The 14479-nt window shown below is 64.4% G+C and carries 18 protein-coding genes and 1 pseudogene; 12 read left to right on the plus strand and 7 right to left on the minus strand.

Annotation, left to right across the window (positions count from 1 at the left end; translation table 11 throughout):
- Positions 1 to 65 precede the first annotated feature (65 nt).
- Both HNE_RS16740 and HNE_RS16745 read left to right on the plus strand, forming a co-directional pair.
- Positions 66 to 524 (plus strand): hypothetical protein, encoded by a 459-nt coding sequence (locus HNE_RS16740; protein ID WP_011648354.1) that lies wholly within the window; start codon positions 66 to 68, stop codon positions 522 to 524.
- Positions 521 to 994, plus strand: coding sequence for a VOC family protein (locus HNE_RS16745; RefSeq protein WP_011648355.1), 474 nt, complete (start codon positions 521 to 523; stop codon positions 992 to 994). The genes HNE_RS16740 and HNE_RS16745 overlap by 4 nt, the downstream gene beginning before the upstream one ends.
- Before the next feature lie 131 nt (positions 995 to 1125).
- Here the strand turns inward: HNE_RS16745 and HNE_RS16750 are convergent, their stop codons facing one another.
- From HNE_RS16750 to HNE_RS19190, 3 genes and pseudogenes are all read right to left on the minus strand, one after another.
- Positions 1126 to 1659, minus strand: a complete 534-nt coding sequence (locus HNE_RS16750) for a phosphoribosyltransferase (RefSeq protein WP_035591976.1) — start codon at positions 1657 to 1659, stop codon at positions 1126 to 1128.
- Positions 1656 to 2294: an FxLYD domain-containing protein gene (locus HNE_RS16755; protein WP_233351945.1), complete on the minus strand. Its 639-nt coding sequence runs from the start codon at positions 2292 to 2294 to the stop codon at positions 1656 to 1658. Before HNE_RS16755 ends, HNE_RS16750 begins: the two co-directional genes overlap by 4 nt.
- Before the next feature lie 12 nt (positions 2295 to 2306).
- A pseudogene (locus HNE_RS19190) lies at positions 2307 to 2402 on the minus strand (MJ0042-type zinc finger domain-containing protein); the annotation flags it as partial.
- Between the two features lie 66 nt (positions 2403 to 2468).
- Here HNE_RS19190 and HNE_RS16760 point away from each other — a divergent pair.
- From HNE_RS16760 to HNE_RS16780, 5 genes are all read left to right on the plus strand, one after another.
- Positions 2469 to 3227, plus strand: coding sequence for a cell division ATP-binding protein FtsE (locus HNE_RS16760; RefSeq protein ID WP_011648358.1), 759 nt, complete (start codon positions 2469 to 2471; stop codon positions 3225 to 3227).
- Positions 3224 to 4096, plus strand: coding sequence for a cell division protein FtsX (locus HNE_RS16765; protein ID WP_011648359.1), 873 nt, complete (start codon positions 3224 to 3226; stop codon positions 4094 to 4096). The genes HNE_RS16760 and HNE_RS16765 overlap by 4 nt, the downstream gene beginning before the upstream one ends.
- Before the next feature lie 45 nt (positions 4097 to 4141).
- Entirely contained in the window at positions 4142 to 4882 is a 741-nt protein-coding gene (locus HNE_RS16770) for a lysophospholipid acyltransferase family protein (RefSeq protein ID WP_011648360.1), read from the plus strand.
- Entirely contained in the window at positions 4879 to 5520 is a 642-nt protein-coding gene (locus HNE_RS16775) for a DNA-3-methyladenine glycosylase family protein (RefSeq protein ID WP_011648361.1), read from the plus strand. Before HNE_RS16770 ends, HNE_RS16775 begins: the two co-directional genes overlap by 4 nt.
- Before the next feature lie 153 nt (positions 5521 to 5673).
- On the plus strand, positions 5674 to 6237 hold the full coding sequence (locus HNE_RS16780; protein ID WP_035591974.1) for an HNH endonuclease: 564 nt from the start codon (positions 5674 to 5676) through the stop codon (positions 6235 to 6237).
- Here HNE_RS16780 and HNE_RS18215 read toward each other — a convergent pair.
- Positions 6210 to 8060, minus strand: coding sequence for an ArnT family glycosyltransferase (locus tag HNE_RS18215; RefSeq protein WP_011648363.1), 1851 nt, complete (start codon positions 8058 to 8060; stop codon positions 6210 to 6212). The two genes, HNE_RS16780 and HNE_RS18215, sit on opposite strands and share 28 nt — an antisense overlap.
- 181 nt (positions 8061 to 8241) lie before the next feature.
- Between HNE_RS18215 and HNE_RS16790 the strand changes: the two genes are divergently transcribed.
- Positions 8242 to 9012 (plus strand): glycosyltransferase, encoded by a 771-nt coding sequence (locus HNE_RS16790; protein WP_011648364.1) that lies wholly within the window; start codon positions 8242 to 8244, stop codon positions 9010 to 9012.
- Positions 9013 to 9018: 6 nt separating this feature from the next.
- Here the strand turns inward: HNE_RS16790 and HNE_RS16795 are convergent, their stop codons facing one another.
- On the minus strand, positions 9019 to 9639 hold the full coding sequence (locus tag HNE_RS16795; RefSeq protein WP_233351947.1) for an SCO family protein: 621 nt from the start codon (positions 9637 to 9639) through the stop codon (positions 9019 to 9021).
- A gap of 67 nt (positions 9640 to 9706) precedes the next feature.
- Here HNE_RS16795 and HNE_RS16800 point away from each other — a divergent pair, with 67 nt between their 5' ends.
- Together HNE_RS16800 and HNE_RS16805 are read left to right on the plus strand one after the other, a co-directional pair.
- Positions 9707 to 11074: an ActS/PrrB/RegB family redox-sensitive histidine kinase gene (locus HNE_RS16800; protein ID WP_011648366.1), complete on the plus strand. Its 1368-nt coding sequence runs from the start codon at positions 9707 to 9709 to the stop codon at positions 11072 to 11074.
- Positions 11075 to 11133: 59 nt separating this feature from the next.
- On the plus strand, positions 11134 to 11706 hold the full coding sequence (locus HNE_RS16805; protein ID WP_011648367.1) for an ActR/PrrA/RegA family redox response regulator transcription factor: 573 nt from the start codon (positions 11134 to 11136) through the stop codon (positions 11704 to 11706).
- A gap of 3 nt (positions 11707 to 11709) precedes the next feature.
- Here the strand turns inward: HNE_RS16805 and HNE_RS16810 are convergent, their stop codons facing one another.
- The gene (locus HNE_RS16810; RefSeq protein WP_011648368.1) at positions 11710 to 12651 is read right to left on the minus strand and encodes a prephenate/arogenate dehydrogenase family protein; all 942 of its coding nucleotides are present in this window, start codon (positions 12649 to 12651) and stop codon (positions 11710 to 11712) included.
- A 123-nt stretch (positions 12652 to 12774) separates the two neighbouring features.
- Here HNE_RS16810 and HNE_RS16815 point away from each other — a divergent pair, with 123 nt between their 5' ends.
- Positions 12775 to 13164, plus strand: coding sequence for a DUF983 domain-containing protein (locus tag HNE_RS16815; RefSeq protein WP_011648369.1), 390 nt, complete (start codon positions 12775 to 12777; stop codon positions 13162 to 13164).
- Positions 13165 to 13225: 61 nt separating this feature from the next.
- Positions 13226 to 13849 (plus strand): hypothetical protein, encoded by a 624-nt coding sequence (locus HNE_RS16820; protein WP_233351948.1) that lies wholly within the window; start codon positions 13226 to 13228, stop codon positions 13847 to 13849.
- A 30-nt stretch (positions 13850 to 13879) separates the two neighbouring features.
- Here the strand turns inward: HNE_RS16820 and phaR are convergent, their stop codons facing one another.
- Positions 13880 to 14470: a polyhydroxyalkanoate synthesis repressor PhaR gene (phaR, locus tag HNE_RS16825; protein WP_011648371.1), complete on the minus strand. Its 591-nt coding sequence runs from the start codon at positions 14468 to 14470 to the stop codon at positions 13880 to 13882.
- Between the last annotated feature and the right edge of the window lie 9 nt (positions 14471 to 14479).

Below are 14479 nucleotides of genomic sequence, written 5' to 3' on the forward strand. Positions count from 1 at the left end.
GTCTCGGGCGCCCGGAACCTGCATTGATTCTGGCACCGATCCTGGCACTGAAGCGGACCTGACCCATGTGGCTCTATTTTCTTCTCGTTTTCGCCGTCATCGCCTGGGGCGCCCATCTCGCCTGGCGCTGGAAACAGGCGCGGGATTTCGCGCCCCAGCTCCTCGCCCTGCGCAAGGAAAGCGGCGAGCTGCCGCCCCATGTGGAGGAAAAAGAGTTCACCGATCTCTATGTCCGCGCCGAAGGCCCCCGCGCAGCGACCTATATCTATGCCTGCGGCGCCTTCCTCACGGTCGGGCTCCCGCCGCTCTCCAGCGTCTATAATGCCGTCTGGCAGACCTTCTGGCGCCTGTCGGGCGGCTCGCCCGTCTTCGAGCAGGGCACGCTGATCCACACGTTCAGCTTCTTCCTGGCCTTCATGGGCCTGGCCATCCTCATCCTCGCCATCGCGCTGCGGCGCTACTACACCCTGATGCCGCCCAATCTCCGGCAGGTCATCCGTAATCTGAAGGACGCCCATTCATGAGCCCTGAATTCCTCCACACCATGATCCGCGTCGGCGACATCGACGCTGCCAAGCGCTTCTTCTGCGACGGCCTCGGCCTGGCCGAAGTCACCCGCTACGACAATGAAGCGGGCCGCTTCACCCTCGTCTTCCTCGCCGCCCCGGCAGACATTGAACGGGGTGGCGGCGTGCCCGAAGGCGCCTCGCCCACCTCGCTGAACATCCCGATGATCGAGCTCACCCATAACTGGGACGAGAAGGATTATGAGGGCGGGCGCAATTTCGGCCACCTCGCCTATCAGGTCGAGGACATCTACGCCGCCACCCAGCGCTTCGCCGATCTCGGCGTCCCCATTAGCCGCCCACCCCGCGACGGCCGCATGACCTTCATCCGCTCCCCGGACGGTATCTCCGTCGAACTTCTGCAAAAGGGCAAACCCCAGGCCCCGCAGGAACCCTGGGCCAGCGCCCCGAATATCGGGGCGTGGTGACCCTTCCTCCCCCTCCCGCAGGCGGGAGAGGGCGGAACATGGCAAACGAAACGCTCACGGCCTGACGCCCCCACGAGCAAGGCGAAGCGGCAGGCGCCCCGACCTTCTGGCCGGGAGCAGCACCGAGCAATTTAATCCAATGCCCCGATATAGGGCAGCCCCCGGTAACGCCCCTTGTCGTCCATGCCGTAGCCGACGAGGAAGCGGCCCGGCGCGTCGAAGGCGCAGAAATCGACGCCATTCTCGCCGCGCGGGGCCCAGGGCTTCTGGGTCAACGCTACGGTGATCACCTCGCGCGCGCCCTTGGCCAGCAGATGGTGCTTGGCGAAATCCAGCGTGCGGCCGGTATCGAACACATCATCGACCAGGAGGATGCCCCTGCCCTCCACGCTGCGCGCAATATCGGCCCGCACCACGACGCGGCCGGAACTCTCGCGGGCGTCGCGGTAGCTCTCCAGCCACATCACATCCAGCACGGGGTGAATGTGGCGGCGGGCCAGCGCCTTCATCAGGTCGCTGGTGAAGGGCGTCGCCCCGATCAGGATGGAGACGGCCGTCCAGTCATCGCTTTGCAGGCGCGGGGCGAGGCGCGCGGCCAGCTCGTCCACCCGCGCCATCAGGTCGGCTTCAGACAGGATCACATCAATCTTGGGCAACGCGGTCATTGGGGGCCGGGCGCTCCTTCATCCATCAGTTCATCCGTAGGCGGCAAAGGCGGAGCGGGCGCGATCACCGCGTCTGCCGGGGCTTCCACCGGCGGCTCGGTCGGCACGGCGGAGCGGTCCACGAAGGTCAGCTCAATCTCATAGCTCTCGACCGGGGTTGGCTCGACCACAACGCCGAACTGACCGGCATCGCCCGGCGCAACCTCCACCGGGGTGACGAAGCTGTAGCGCGTGGCAACGATCTCGCCCGCCTCGTCCTTGAGGTCAACGCGCACGCCCGGCGTCTCCACCGCGCCCTTGGACACGTTCACCGCGCGCCCGGTGACCGTGACGATGGGGATGGTGTCGTTGAAGGTGCGGGTGTGGACGATGCCCTCGAATTCGAGGCCGAAGCGGTTTACGTCCAGGCCAAACAGGCGGTAGGCGCTCGCCGATTGGGGCCAGGCCTTGACCACCTCATTGCGGAAAAAGAAGAATGCCGCCGTCAGCGCAATGAAGATCAGCCCAATGACCAGCCAGGACATGAGGGCGGCCCAGCGGCTCTTCTCGCGGCGCGATTCTCGCATTTTCTCGCGGTAAAGCTCATGCGGCGCCGGCGGGGCCGGGCGGTCGTCGGCAAGGTGGGCGGGCTGCACAAACCAGGAATGCGCGCAGCTGGCGCACTTAACAGTTCGCCCACTTTCACCGATTGTTGAGTCATCGGCGAAATAATGGGTCCCACAGGAAGGACAGGTTAGGATCATGGCCCGAAGTCTTCCCCGCTATTCGCCCCGTTCGTTGAACCCGCAAACACCGGACGCGCCAAAGATATGACCCAGATACGACCGGACATTTTCGACGAAGCGGCCGTCCGCCTCGACGCGGTGACGCTTCGCTATGATGCGTCAGGTGAAATCCTTAGCGGGATTGATCTCGCACTGAAACCCGGCTCGTTCAGCTTCCTCACAGGCGCTTCGGGGGCGGGCAAGTCGAGCCTGCTGAAGCTGCTCTATCTGGCGCGCCCGCCCAGCACGGGCGAAGTCTCGCTGTTTGGGCGCCCCACGAGCCGGCTGACGCGGGACCAGCTATCGGCCATGCGCCGCCGGATTGGCGTCGTGTTCCAGGAGTTCCGCCTGCTGGGCCACCTCACCGCCTATGAGAACGCTGCCCTGCCCCTGCGCGTCATGGGCCGCAAGGAGGCGCAATACCGGGCCGATGTCGAAGAACTGCTGGCCTGGGTGGGCTTGGGCGAGCGGATGCACAAGCGCCCCGAAACCCTCTCGGGCGGCGAGCAGCAGCGCGTGGCGATCGCCCGCGCCGTGGTCACCCAGCCCGACCTGCTGATCGCGGATGAGCCAACCGGTAACGTTGATCCCGAAATGGGCGCGCGGCTGATGCGGCTGTTCATCGAGCTGAACAAGCGCCTTGGCACCACCGTCATCATCGCCAGCCACGATCTCGGCCTCGTCCGCCAGATCGAGGCGCCGGTCTATCATCTGGCCAATGGATTGCTGGTGAAGAACGCGCCCGAGCCCGGCAAGGCCTCCCGCCGCCGGGGCGATGGCATCGAGATAAAGGAAGCCGAATGAAACGCGGTGAAACCTCTCTCCTCCCGCTGGAAGACGCCCGTGAGGCGGCGCTGTTCTTCGTGGTCGGCGCGCTCTGCTTCCTGGCGGCGCTGGCGGCCCTGACGGCCAAGTCCACCTATGGCGCCGCCCGCGCCTGGACCGCCGAAGTGGAGGGCGAATACACCGTCTCCCTGTCGGACGCCGCCCCGCAGGACGCGCAGGCGGCCACGCTGCTCGTCCAGTCGGTGGAGGGCGTCAATGGCGCGCGGCTCCTCTCGGAAGCGGAAATCTCGGTACTGCTGGAGCCGACCTTCGGCAGCCGGGGCCTGCCCGCCGACCTGCCCGTCCCGCGCCTGATCGCGGTGACCGCCGAGCCCGAAGCCGGAGACATCGGCCAGGCACTGACCGCCGCGCTGGAAGAGGCGGGCTATACAGCTGCGGTGGATTCCCATTCGGCCTGGGCCGGCGATGTGCGCCGCATGCTGGGCACCGCGCGGATTGTGGCGCTCGGCATCGTTGCCCTGCTGGCCTCCACGGCGATTGCCGTCATTGCGTTTGCCACCCATGCCGCCCTGCTGGCGCGGCGGGACATCGTGGACGTGCTGCATATTGCCGGGGCGCGGGACCGGTTCATCGCGGGCCTGTTCGAGCGTCGCTTCTGGCTGCTGGGCCTGCGGGCGGGCACGGTGGGGGCGCTGGTCGCGCTTGCCAGCGTCGCGCTGCTGATCGCGATTGCCCGCTCCAGCGGCAACCGGTCGGGCCTGCTGCCCGAATTGACGCTGGATTTCCCCGATCTGGCCGTGCTGGTGGTGACACCGGTCATCGCCGGGCTCGCCTCACGCATCGCTGCGGGCATCACGGTGATGCGGGCGCTTAAGTCCGTGATGTAGCGCCGCCATAGTGACGGGCAGGCGGAACGCCGCTACAGCCCACGCATGACCGCGCTCCGATCCTACCTGTTTGTTGCCTGGCTGTATGGCTGGATGGCCATCTGCGGCATCCTCTACCTGCCCACGCTGGTGCTACCCCGCAAGGTCGCCCAGCGCGCCATCCGGCTCTACGCGCAGATTATCCGGGTAGGCTTGAAGCTGATCTGCAATATCGAAACGGAAATCCGGGGCCGCGAGCACCTGCCCGAGGGCCCTTACATCTATGCCGGCAAGCACCACTGCATGCTGGACATATTCATCCCCTTCATCGTCTGTGATGATCCGGCCATCATCATGAAGCAGGAGCTGCTGTTCTACCCCTTCCTCGGCTGGTACGCGCTGAAGACCCATATGATCCCGATTGACCGGGCGGGCACGGCGAAGACCCTTAAGAAAATGGTCGCCTCGGCAAAGGATCGCGCCGGAAAAGGCCGCACCGTAGTCATCTTCCCGGAAGGAACGCGCACGGCGCCCTATTCGGCCCCCGCCTATCAGCCCGCCGGTATTTCGGCGATCAACAAGGCGCTGGAACTGCCGGTCGTGCCGGTGGCGACCAATGCCGGCCTCTGCTGGCGCGGCCGCGGCACGCGCCGCACACCCGGAAAGATCATCTACGAAATCCTTCCCGCCATTCCCGCAGGACTTGACCGCAAAGCGCTTATGCCGCGTCTTGAGACGGCACTCGAAACCGCCTCCAACCGCCTTCTCGAAGAGGGCGCCGCCGTGCAGAAGGAAAAGCTGGGATGACCGCGCCAAGCCGCCGCCGGTTGAAGACAGCCTGCGAGCGCCTTGCTCTGGCAGACCCCGCCCTCGCCCGCGCCTATGACAGTCTCGGCGTGCCCGAATGGCGTACGAGCGAGCCCGGCTACAACATGCTGGGCCGGATGATTTCCCATCAGCAACTCTCCACCAAGGCCGCCGCGACGATCTGGGGCCGGGTTGAGGTGTTCCTGGGCGAAGTGACGCCGGAAACGCTGCTGGCGGCTGATCCGGACGCCCTGCGCGCCTGCGGCCTGTCGCGCCCCAAGGTGGCCCATCTGACCTCGATTGCCGAAGCGATGGTGACCGGAGAGCTCAATCTGGCCCGTGTTTGTGCCGCCGATCTTGATTCGGCGCGGGCAGAACTGGTTTCGGTGCGGGGGATTGGCCCGTGGACGGCGGAATTGTTCCTGCTCTACGCCGTGGGCGCCATGGACGCCTTCCCCATTGCCGATGTTGGCCTGATGGAAGCTCATAAGCAGCTTGGCCGCTACGAAACCCGCATGGAATCAAAGATATTCACCCAGCATGCAGAGATCTGGCGACCCCATCGCGGGGTGGCCGCGCATCTCCTCTGGGGCTGGCTGAATGCCGAGCGCGCGCGGGATTCGGCGCCAAAGGCCTGAGTAGGCGCAGCGAGGGGGCCTTGCGTTCGGCCCGCACTGTCATAATCTTATGATCGGAATCGCCTAAAGCACGGCGACAAGGACGATGAGGAGTTTCCGTCTTCAGCAGGATCAATGACGATCATGCCCGCAGGGGCCACACCGGAGGGACTTATGGCTGAGATTATCACCACCCCGCCCAATGGCCGTCCCGCCCTCGTCCTGAACGCCGATTTCAGGCCGCTTTCCTATTATCCGCTGTCCCTGTGGCCGTGGCAGGAAGTGATCAAGGCGGTGTTCCTGGACCGCGTCGATATTATTGCCGAATACGATTACGTGGTGCGCAGCCCCAGCCGGGAGATGCGCCTGCCCTCCGTGATCGCCCTGCGTGACTTTGTGCGCCAGGACCGGGCGCCTGCCTTCACCCGCTTCAACGTGTTCCTGCGCGACGGGTTCAAATGCGCCTATTGCGGCGCGCATGACAATCTGACCTTCGATCACGTCATCCCCCGCTCCAAAGGCGGACGCACGACCTGGGAAAACATCGTGACCGCCTGCAGCCCCTGCAATCTGGCCAAGGGCGGCAAGCTGCTGCGCGCCAGTGGCCTGGACCTGCAACACCGGCCGTTCCGCCCGAATAACTTCCAGCTTCAGGACATCGGGCGCAAATTCCCGCCCAACTACCTGCACGATACCTGGATGGACTATCTCTACTGGGACGTGGAACTGGAAGGCTGATCCCCGCCGGGACACCCGCCCCAGTCGAACCGCCAGGCGCGGAAATGCACCGGATCGCCGTTTGAATAATTGAGCGCGTAATAGGGCGCCCCTTCCGTCAGGCAGAGGCCCAGGCGCCTGGCCTGTTCCCGGAGACTTGCCGCCACATCAGCGATGGCCGGCTCAGCCTTACGGTCTTCGAAGTTCAGGAGATAGACGACCGGATAGGCCGCTTCATCAGCAGGCAGGTCCAGCGGCGTCTGCGGGGGATGCAGGTTCTGCGTACCGAGCGAGAGCACATAGGACGGCTCGGCATAGCCCAGCGCCAGGACGCGCGCGGGCGTTTTCACATTGCAGGCCGCGTCCTCCCCCGGAACGCCGCACACATCTTCCAGGGCCAGACGCGCTGTCTCGGTTGGCTGCACCCAGACCTGGCTGGGCAGCATATAGATGCGCACATGCCAGCCCAGGGCAACGCTGGACAGGACCGCCAGCGTGATCGCGGCGCCCATGCGCAGCCGCGCCGATTCCACCAGCGCCAGCCCGGCAAGGGCAAAGCCCGCCGCCCAGAGCCAGAGGGGAAACTCCCGGTAACCGGCCCAGGCGCCCAGCACTTCCTGTTTGGAAACGGTGGTGAAATCGCCGGCTGTCTCGGCCATGAAATAGCTGGTCACACCCGGATAGGAGACCGCCAGCAGGGCCACCGCCCCGATGAGGAATGTGACCATGCCCAGCCCGCGGGCCAGCGGCATCTTCATGCCGTCCATCAACTGCACGGCTGCATAGCCGCAAAGGAGACCAAACGCGGGATAGGCGGGCAGAATGTAATGGCTGAGCTTGGTGGGCAGCAGTTCAAAGAAGATCCAGGTGGGCACGCCCCAGGCGAGCAGGAATTTCAGCCCCGCCGTGCCATGGCCCAGCGCGCTGAGCGTTTCGCCCCGCAGCGCGCGGCGGGTGGCTACAACTGCCGGGATCAGCAGCAGACTGGCCGGATAGAACCAGGCCGGAATGTGCAGCAGGTGATAGCCGGGCCAGCCGCCATGGCCTTCAGAGGCCCCGACGAACTTGTCCTTGAGATCCTTGCCGACAGCGCCCTGAACATAGAGCCCGTCTGTCGCCATCTGAATCCAGATCAGCCAGGGCAGCACCAGCACCACAAAGATAACCGGCCCCGGCCACCACAGCAGCACGCGCCACCAGTCCCCGCCCCGGCCGGTCTTCCACCGGTCCCAGAGCCAGACGCCGACACCGGCATAGGCCGCAACCATCGGCGTCACCGGTCCCTTGATCAGGAAGGCCGTGCCCATACAAAGCCAGAAGAGGAGCGCCATCGCCTTCGACTGGGACTTCTCGACATAGAGACGCACGAGCGCGCCGATCCCCAGCGTCGTCAGGAAGATCAGCATCCCGTCCGTCTTGGAGATATGCGCTTCGGAGGTCAGCAGCAGGGTCGCGCCGAAAAGCGCTGAGCCGAGGAAACTTGCCCGCCGCCCGATCAGCGGAATACCTGCCCAGAAGCAGGCGAGCGTGCCGAAGGCCGCGCCCAGCCAGCTGGGGATGCGGTAGGTCCAGATTTCGTTGGCTTCCGGGCCGGTGAAGATCGCCGTGGAGGCTGCCTGCAGCCAGTGGATGCCGGCGGGCTTCTTGTTGCGCAGCTCGTCCTGATACTGGATCAGGATGTAATTCTCCTCCTCCAGCATCTCCTTGGAGGCCTGCGCAAAGCGGCTCTCGTCCCGGTCCAGCGCGGGCAGCAGGAACACGCCCGGCGCAGCCGCGCCGAAGGTGATGAGAAAGAGCAGCACCCAGGCCTTCCAGCCGGTGGAGAGACGGTCGAGCAGTGTCATGGGCCGCTTATTAGCCTCCCTTGGAGCGTTCGTCTTGCACAATTGGCGGCATTCGGGCTCGCCCCGCCAACGTTAAATTCAGCTCAGCAAAGCGGACAATTCGGCCACAGTTGCCAAGAAATGCTGTTCCCCGGCGCCAGAGCATGACAGCGTGGTCTCGATTTTGAGCTCCGTCAGGGTTATGTGCGCCCGTCATCCGAATTGCATGAATGGACTGGCCGTGGCCGAATCTCTTGAATTCTCCGTTGTCGTGCCCGTTCACAATGAAGCCGGGAATGTCGAAAGTCTCGCCACCGAGATTGCGCGCGCGCTCGATGGCCGCGCGTTTGAAATGATCTTTGTCGACGATGCGTCCACCGATGACACCCGCGCCCAGCTGGCCGCGCTCAAATCCCGTTTTCCGATGCTGCGGGTGCTCGGCCACCGGAAGAATGCCGGGCAGAGCCGGGCCATCCGCTCGGGCATCCTGGCGGCGCGCGGCATCATTGTCGGCACACTGGACGGGGACGGGCAGAACGACCCGGCCGACCTGCCAGCTCTTTACCGCCAGCTGACCCGCGCCGACGCGCCCCATGGCCTGAAAATGGTGATGGGCCGCCGCGGCAGCCGCAAGGACACCGCCTGGAAACGCTTCGGCAGCCGCTTTGCCAACAATATCCGCCAACGGATGCTGAAGGACGACTGCGACGACAGCGGCTGCGGCATCAAGGTGATGGACCGGGCAACCTTCCTGCTCCTCCCCTATTTCGACCATATGCACCGCTACATGCCCGCGCTGATGCGTTCGGAGGGCCACAGCGTCGAGTTCCGGGAAGTGAACCATCGCGAGCGCGGCACGGGCAAATCGAACTACACCAATTTCGGCCGCCTCAAGGACGCCCTGTCAGACCTGCGCGGCGTGATGTGGCTGATCCGCCGCCGCCGCAATCCGGGCGGGGCGGACGAGATTTAGCCAGCCCTAGAACAGCTCCGCGAGGCAAGCCGAGATCGTCTCGGGCGTGTCCTCATGGGTGAAGAACGTCTTCAGCTGCCAGTCCTCATCCATCACATAGATGAGGTTGGTGTGGTCCATCGTGTATTCGGCGAGGCTTTCGGGTTGCTCGATGCGGGCATAATCGGCCTTGAAGGCATCGGCGGTGGCGCGGATTTCTTCGGGACTACCGGTCAGACCAGTCAGACCCGCCGGAAAGGCCGGGGTCGTCACATAGGTGGCCAGCGCCTCGGGCGTATCGCGTTCGGGATCGACCGATATCAGCAGGGTTTGCGGCGCGGTTTCGCCTTCGGGCAGGCGGCGGTAGGCCGCGCCGAGCGTCGAGAGCGCCGCCGGGCAAACATCCGGGCAATAGGTGAAGCCGAAATAGATAACCGTGGGCTGGCCCTTATAGGTCTCCTCGGTGACGCGCGCGCCGGTGTCGTCGATCAGCGAGATCGGTCCGCCGATTTCGGTGTAGGCGCGGCTGGCGCAGCCGGAGGTGAGACCGCCGGAACTGGCAATTGCCGAGCCGCCAGATGCAGGCGCTTCGGTGGGGCCGCAGGCGGCAAGCAGGAAAAGCGCCGGAACGGCAAAGGCGGATGACATACGCATGCCCTGATAGGCCCCAATTCCGCCGCTTGGCGCAAGAGACAGGCTGCCGCATAAGGCTGGCATGGATGAGTTCACCCGAGATTCGAGAACAGGCTTTGAAGACGCGATCTTCATGCTGGCCCCTGAGGGGCTGGGCTCGGCCCAGTCCGCCCTCGGGCGCACCCGGCTGCGCACGTTCATTACGCTGCGCTGGCTTGCTGTAGCCGGGCAGACAGGGGCGGTTCTGCTCGTCGCCTTTATCCTGGGCTTCGACCTTCCCCTGGCCCTGTGCCTGGCCATCATTGCCGCGTCCGCCTGGCTGAACGTGTTCCTGTCCTTCGCCTTCCAGTCCCAGCGCCTGACCAGCGGCTGGGAAGCGGTGCTGCAGCTTGGCTTTGATACAGTGCAACTCGCAGCGCTGATCGCCGTCACGGGCGGGCTCTCCAATCCGTTCCTGTTGCTGATGCTCGCACCGGTCACTGTGGCCGCGCTCAGCCTGCGGCGGATGCGCGCCAGCGCCATTGCGCTCCTCGCGCTGGGTCTTGCCGCGCTGATGCCGCTCGTCAGCCTGCCCCTGCCCTGGGATGAAAGCGGCGGCACGCATCTGCCGATCCTCTTCCAATGGGGCCAGTTTGCCGCGCTAGCTGTGGGCGTCGTGTTCTTCACCCTGTCCGCCGCAAGGGTCAGCCAGGATGAAGCCCGCCTTGTACGCGCCCTCGACGCAGCCAGCGTTGTGATGGCGCGCGAACAGAAACTGTCGGCACTGGGCGCGATGTCGGCCATGACCGCGCATGAGCTGGGCACGCCGCTGGCCACCATCCATCTGGTTGCCAATGAGCTTGTTCAGCAGACCAGCCCCGATGATCCGCACGCCGAAGATTTCCGGCTGATCGCCGAGCAGGCCGACCGGTGCCGCTCAATTCTCTCCGCCATCCGTGAAGCGCGCGACGCCACCGATATTGTTCACGCCCGCATGCCGCTGGACACGCTGGTTGAGGAAGCCGCCGCCCCGATGAAGGGGTTGGGCGTGGCCCTGATAGTCCGCGCGTTGCCCGGCGAAGGGGGCACAGACAAGCCGCCCATTCTCGCCCGCAGCCCGGAAATTCTGCATGCGCTGGGCGCGTTCATCGAGAATGCGGTGAGCTTTGCCGCCACGCGCGTGGACGCGACCGCCAGCTGGACAGCCGATCAGGTGGTGATCACCATCACCGATGATGGCCCCGGATTTTCGCCCGAAGTGCTGCCCAAACTCGGCGAGCCGTACATTTCCGAGCGCTCCGAAGCCCGCCTTGGCGGGGGCGACATGGGCCTTGGATTTTTCATCGCAAAGACGCTGATCGAGCGCACAGGCGGGCGAATCGCGTCCCGAAACAGGACACCGCCGGCGACCGGCGCCATCGTCCAGGCTGTTTGGCCGCTGCAGGCGCTGCTTCCACGAAGCTTGGACTAGTTGACAATTACGCCATATATCCTCTTACCGGCGGCAAGACCGCCTGAAGGAGAGTGCGTATGGAACGCCCAGCTGTCGTGAACCTGCATCCGAGCCTTGAAGGCGTCGAAGATAAATCCTGCCTCGTCATGGATGACGACGGGCCGTTCGTGCAGCGCCTTGCGCGCGCGCTGGCCCAGCGTGGCTTCATCGTATCGGCCGTTTCCAATGTGTCGGAAGGCAAGGACATCGCCCGCCTGAACCCACCCGCCTTTGCAGTGCTGGACCTGCGTCTGGAAGATGGCAGCGGTCTGGATGTGGTCGAAGTGCTGCAAAAGCACCGTCCGGAAGCGCGCGCCGTGATCCTGACCGGCTATGGCGCCATTGCCACGGCGGTTGCCGCCGTAAAGGCGGGCGCGGTCGATTATCTCTCCAAGCCGGCGGACGTTGAAGACATCATCCGCTCGCTGACCGCCTCGCAGGACGAACGCCCTGCCCCTCCCGAGAACCCCATGTCGGCAGACCGGGTGCGCTGGGAACACATCCAGCGCGTTTATGAGCTGTGCAATCACAATGTCTCGGAAACGGCGCGCCGCCTCAACATGCATCGCCGCACGCTGCAACGCATCCTGGCCAAGCGCGCGCCGAAATAGGCGTCAGGCGTCTTCTTCCGGCTCCGGACTATTCCGCCCGAAGTTCACCGCGCTGGAATCCTGACCGGCATCGATGATCGCCTTGCGGATGGTGCGGGCGCGCGTGAACTCGCGGATCAGCGTGTCGCCATCGCCCCACCGGATGGCCCGCTGAAGCACGGCAAGATCTTCGGAGAACCGCCCGAGGCATTCGAGCACCGCTTCCTTGTTGTTCAGAAACACGTCACGCCACATCACCGGGTCTGACGCGGCAATGCGGGTAAAATCCCGGAAGCCGCCAGCGGAGTATTTCACCACTTCGCCCTGCTCGACCGATTCCAGATCGAACGCAGTCGTGACGATATTGAATGCAATCAGGTGTGGCAGGTGGGAGGTGATTGCCAGCACGCGGTCATGCCGCCCGGCATCCATCGCCTCGACCTTGGCGCCGAGCAGTGTCCAGAAGGCGGCCAGTTGATCGGTAGCGGCCTGATAGGCTTCATCCTGACCCGAGAGCGGCGTGAGGATGTGCCAGGCACCGCGGAACAGCGTGGGAAAGCCTGCCTCAGGGCCTGACTGCTCCGTGCCGGCAATCGGGTGACCGGGAATGACATGAATGCGGCCATCGCCGGCGTCATGCAGCGCGCGCGCCGCCTCACTCTTAACTGAGCCGACATCGGTTAGGATGGCGCCATATTTCATGGCAGGCACAGCCCCGGCCGCCACAGCGCCAATCGCGCCGACGGGCACGCAGACGATCACGCAGTCTGCGTCCGAGACCGCCGCTTCCAGCGTCGGCGCGATGGTTCCCAGGCCAAGCTTGGCCGAAAGGTCTCGCACCTCCGGGCTGGCATCGTAGAGAATGACCTCGCCTGCCGCGCCATACTCAGCCGAGGCCCGCGCAATCGAGGAGCCGATAAGGCCCACACCGATAATGGCGATGCGGCTGAAGACTGGATCGTTCATGAAGGGAATTCCCGGAGAGCGTTGAAACCGGCGCACTCGTGGGCAATGCGCTCACCCACGTCAAGAGGACGCGCGGGCGTTTGTCACGGCGCCAAGCGCGCTGTCAGTGCCTAATTATCGGGCATGGACCACATCCCGACCCCCATCCTCTCCGGAATTCGCCAGCGCTGCGGCGCCTGTGGCGAAGGCAAGCTGTTCAAGGGCTATCTGAAGCTCAATGACGCCTGCCCGCATTGCGGCCGGGACATGACTGCCGCAGATACCGCTGACGGGCCGGCATTCTTCGTCGGCTTCGGCGTGCTGATCCTGATGGCGCCCTTCCTGTTCCTCGTACCGATGAGCCCCCTGCCGATCGGGTTGAAGCTGCTGGCGATGGCGGGCGTCGGCGCGGTGGTGACCCTGCTGTGTCTCTGGCTGCTGCCGGCGGCGAAGGGCATTCTGCTCAACCTGCAACTGCACCACATGGCAGAAGAAGCCAATTTCGAGAAATCGCCCGAAACGCCCGACCGCTGAGCCAGCCGTCCAAGGCAATGAAAACCCTATCGCCACCCCTGCCCCGATACGTTAGACAGGGTTGGTAAACGCAATCGGCTTTGCGAGGGTGGACGTGGCCAAGAATGCCTCGAAGGATACTCAGATCGCATTGGCGGGCGCGGCCGTTGCCAAGATGGAACGCGACCAGAAACGGCGCGCCGGCAAGGGCGAAACTCAAAAACAGGGGTCATTCATGCGACTAATATTCGGCATCTTTCCGCTGCTGGTCATTCCGGTCGTGCTCTACAATCTCATGGCGATGGCGTTTGGCGGCCCGGTGCAGGGCGTCGATGCCAGCGGCCAGTTGCTGCAGGCGCAGGCTGCGCCGATGGCGAACCTGCTGAACGAGCGTTTCCTGGGCCTACCCATGATCTCAGGCGTGGAATGGGTGCTCTCGAAGGGGGATGCGATTGTCCTCCTCGCCGTGATCTTCCTGTTCCTGGAAATCCTGAAATCGACCAGCACCGGCACCGCCACAATCGTCAATCACGGCATTTCGCTGCTGATCTTCATCCTCTGCCTGGTGCAGTTCCTGCTGATGCCGAACTTTGCGACCTCGACCTTCTTCATCCTCACCGCAATGACGCTGCTGGATGTTCTGGCGGGCGTCATCGTCACCATCGTCTCTGCCCGCCGGGACTTTGGCGTGGCAGGCGACGTCTGATTGTCCGGAAATCGGGGCTGTTGGCCGGTCTTATTCCTTGCGGGAAAGATCGGCCAACTGCTTCTGGATGGCTTCCATCTGCTCCTGCATCGCAGCGAGGGCTTCGGCCTGATATTCCATGAACGGATTGGATGGCACCTGACCGCCAGCGGAAGGTTCTTCCGCCGCTGACCGGGTGGGGGCAACGCCGGGCATGAACATCTTCATCGCCTGCTCGAACATCACCATATTGCGGCGCGTCTGGGCCTCGAACAGGCCCATCGGGTTGGCGGCCTTGCGCCACTCCTTCTGCGCCTGGGAAAAGCTGTTCATCGACATCTCAAGGAAAGACGGCAGATAAGCCTGCGCGCCGCCGCCATAAAAGCCGATCAGCTGGCGCAGGAAGTTCAGCGGCAGGGCGCCCTGGCCCTTCGTTTCATGCTCGAAAATGATCTGGGTTAGCACCTGACGGGTCAGATCCTCGCCAGTCTTGGCGTCCCTGACTTCAAAGTCCTGCCCCTCGCGGACAAGATCTGACAAGTGTTCCAAAGTGACATAGGAAGACGTTGACGTGTCATAGAGACGCCGGTTTGCGTACTTCTTTATGATTATCGGCCCACCTGAGCCTGAATGTCTCGCCATGTCCTCACC

Source organism: Hyphomonas neptunium ATCC 15444, from assembly GCF_000013025.1.
GTDB lineage: Bacteria > Pseudomonadota > Alphaproteobacteria > Caulobacterales > Hyphomonadaceae > Hyphomonas > Hyphomonas neptunia.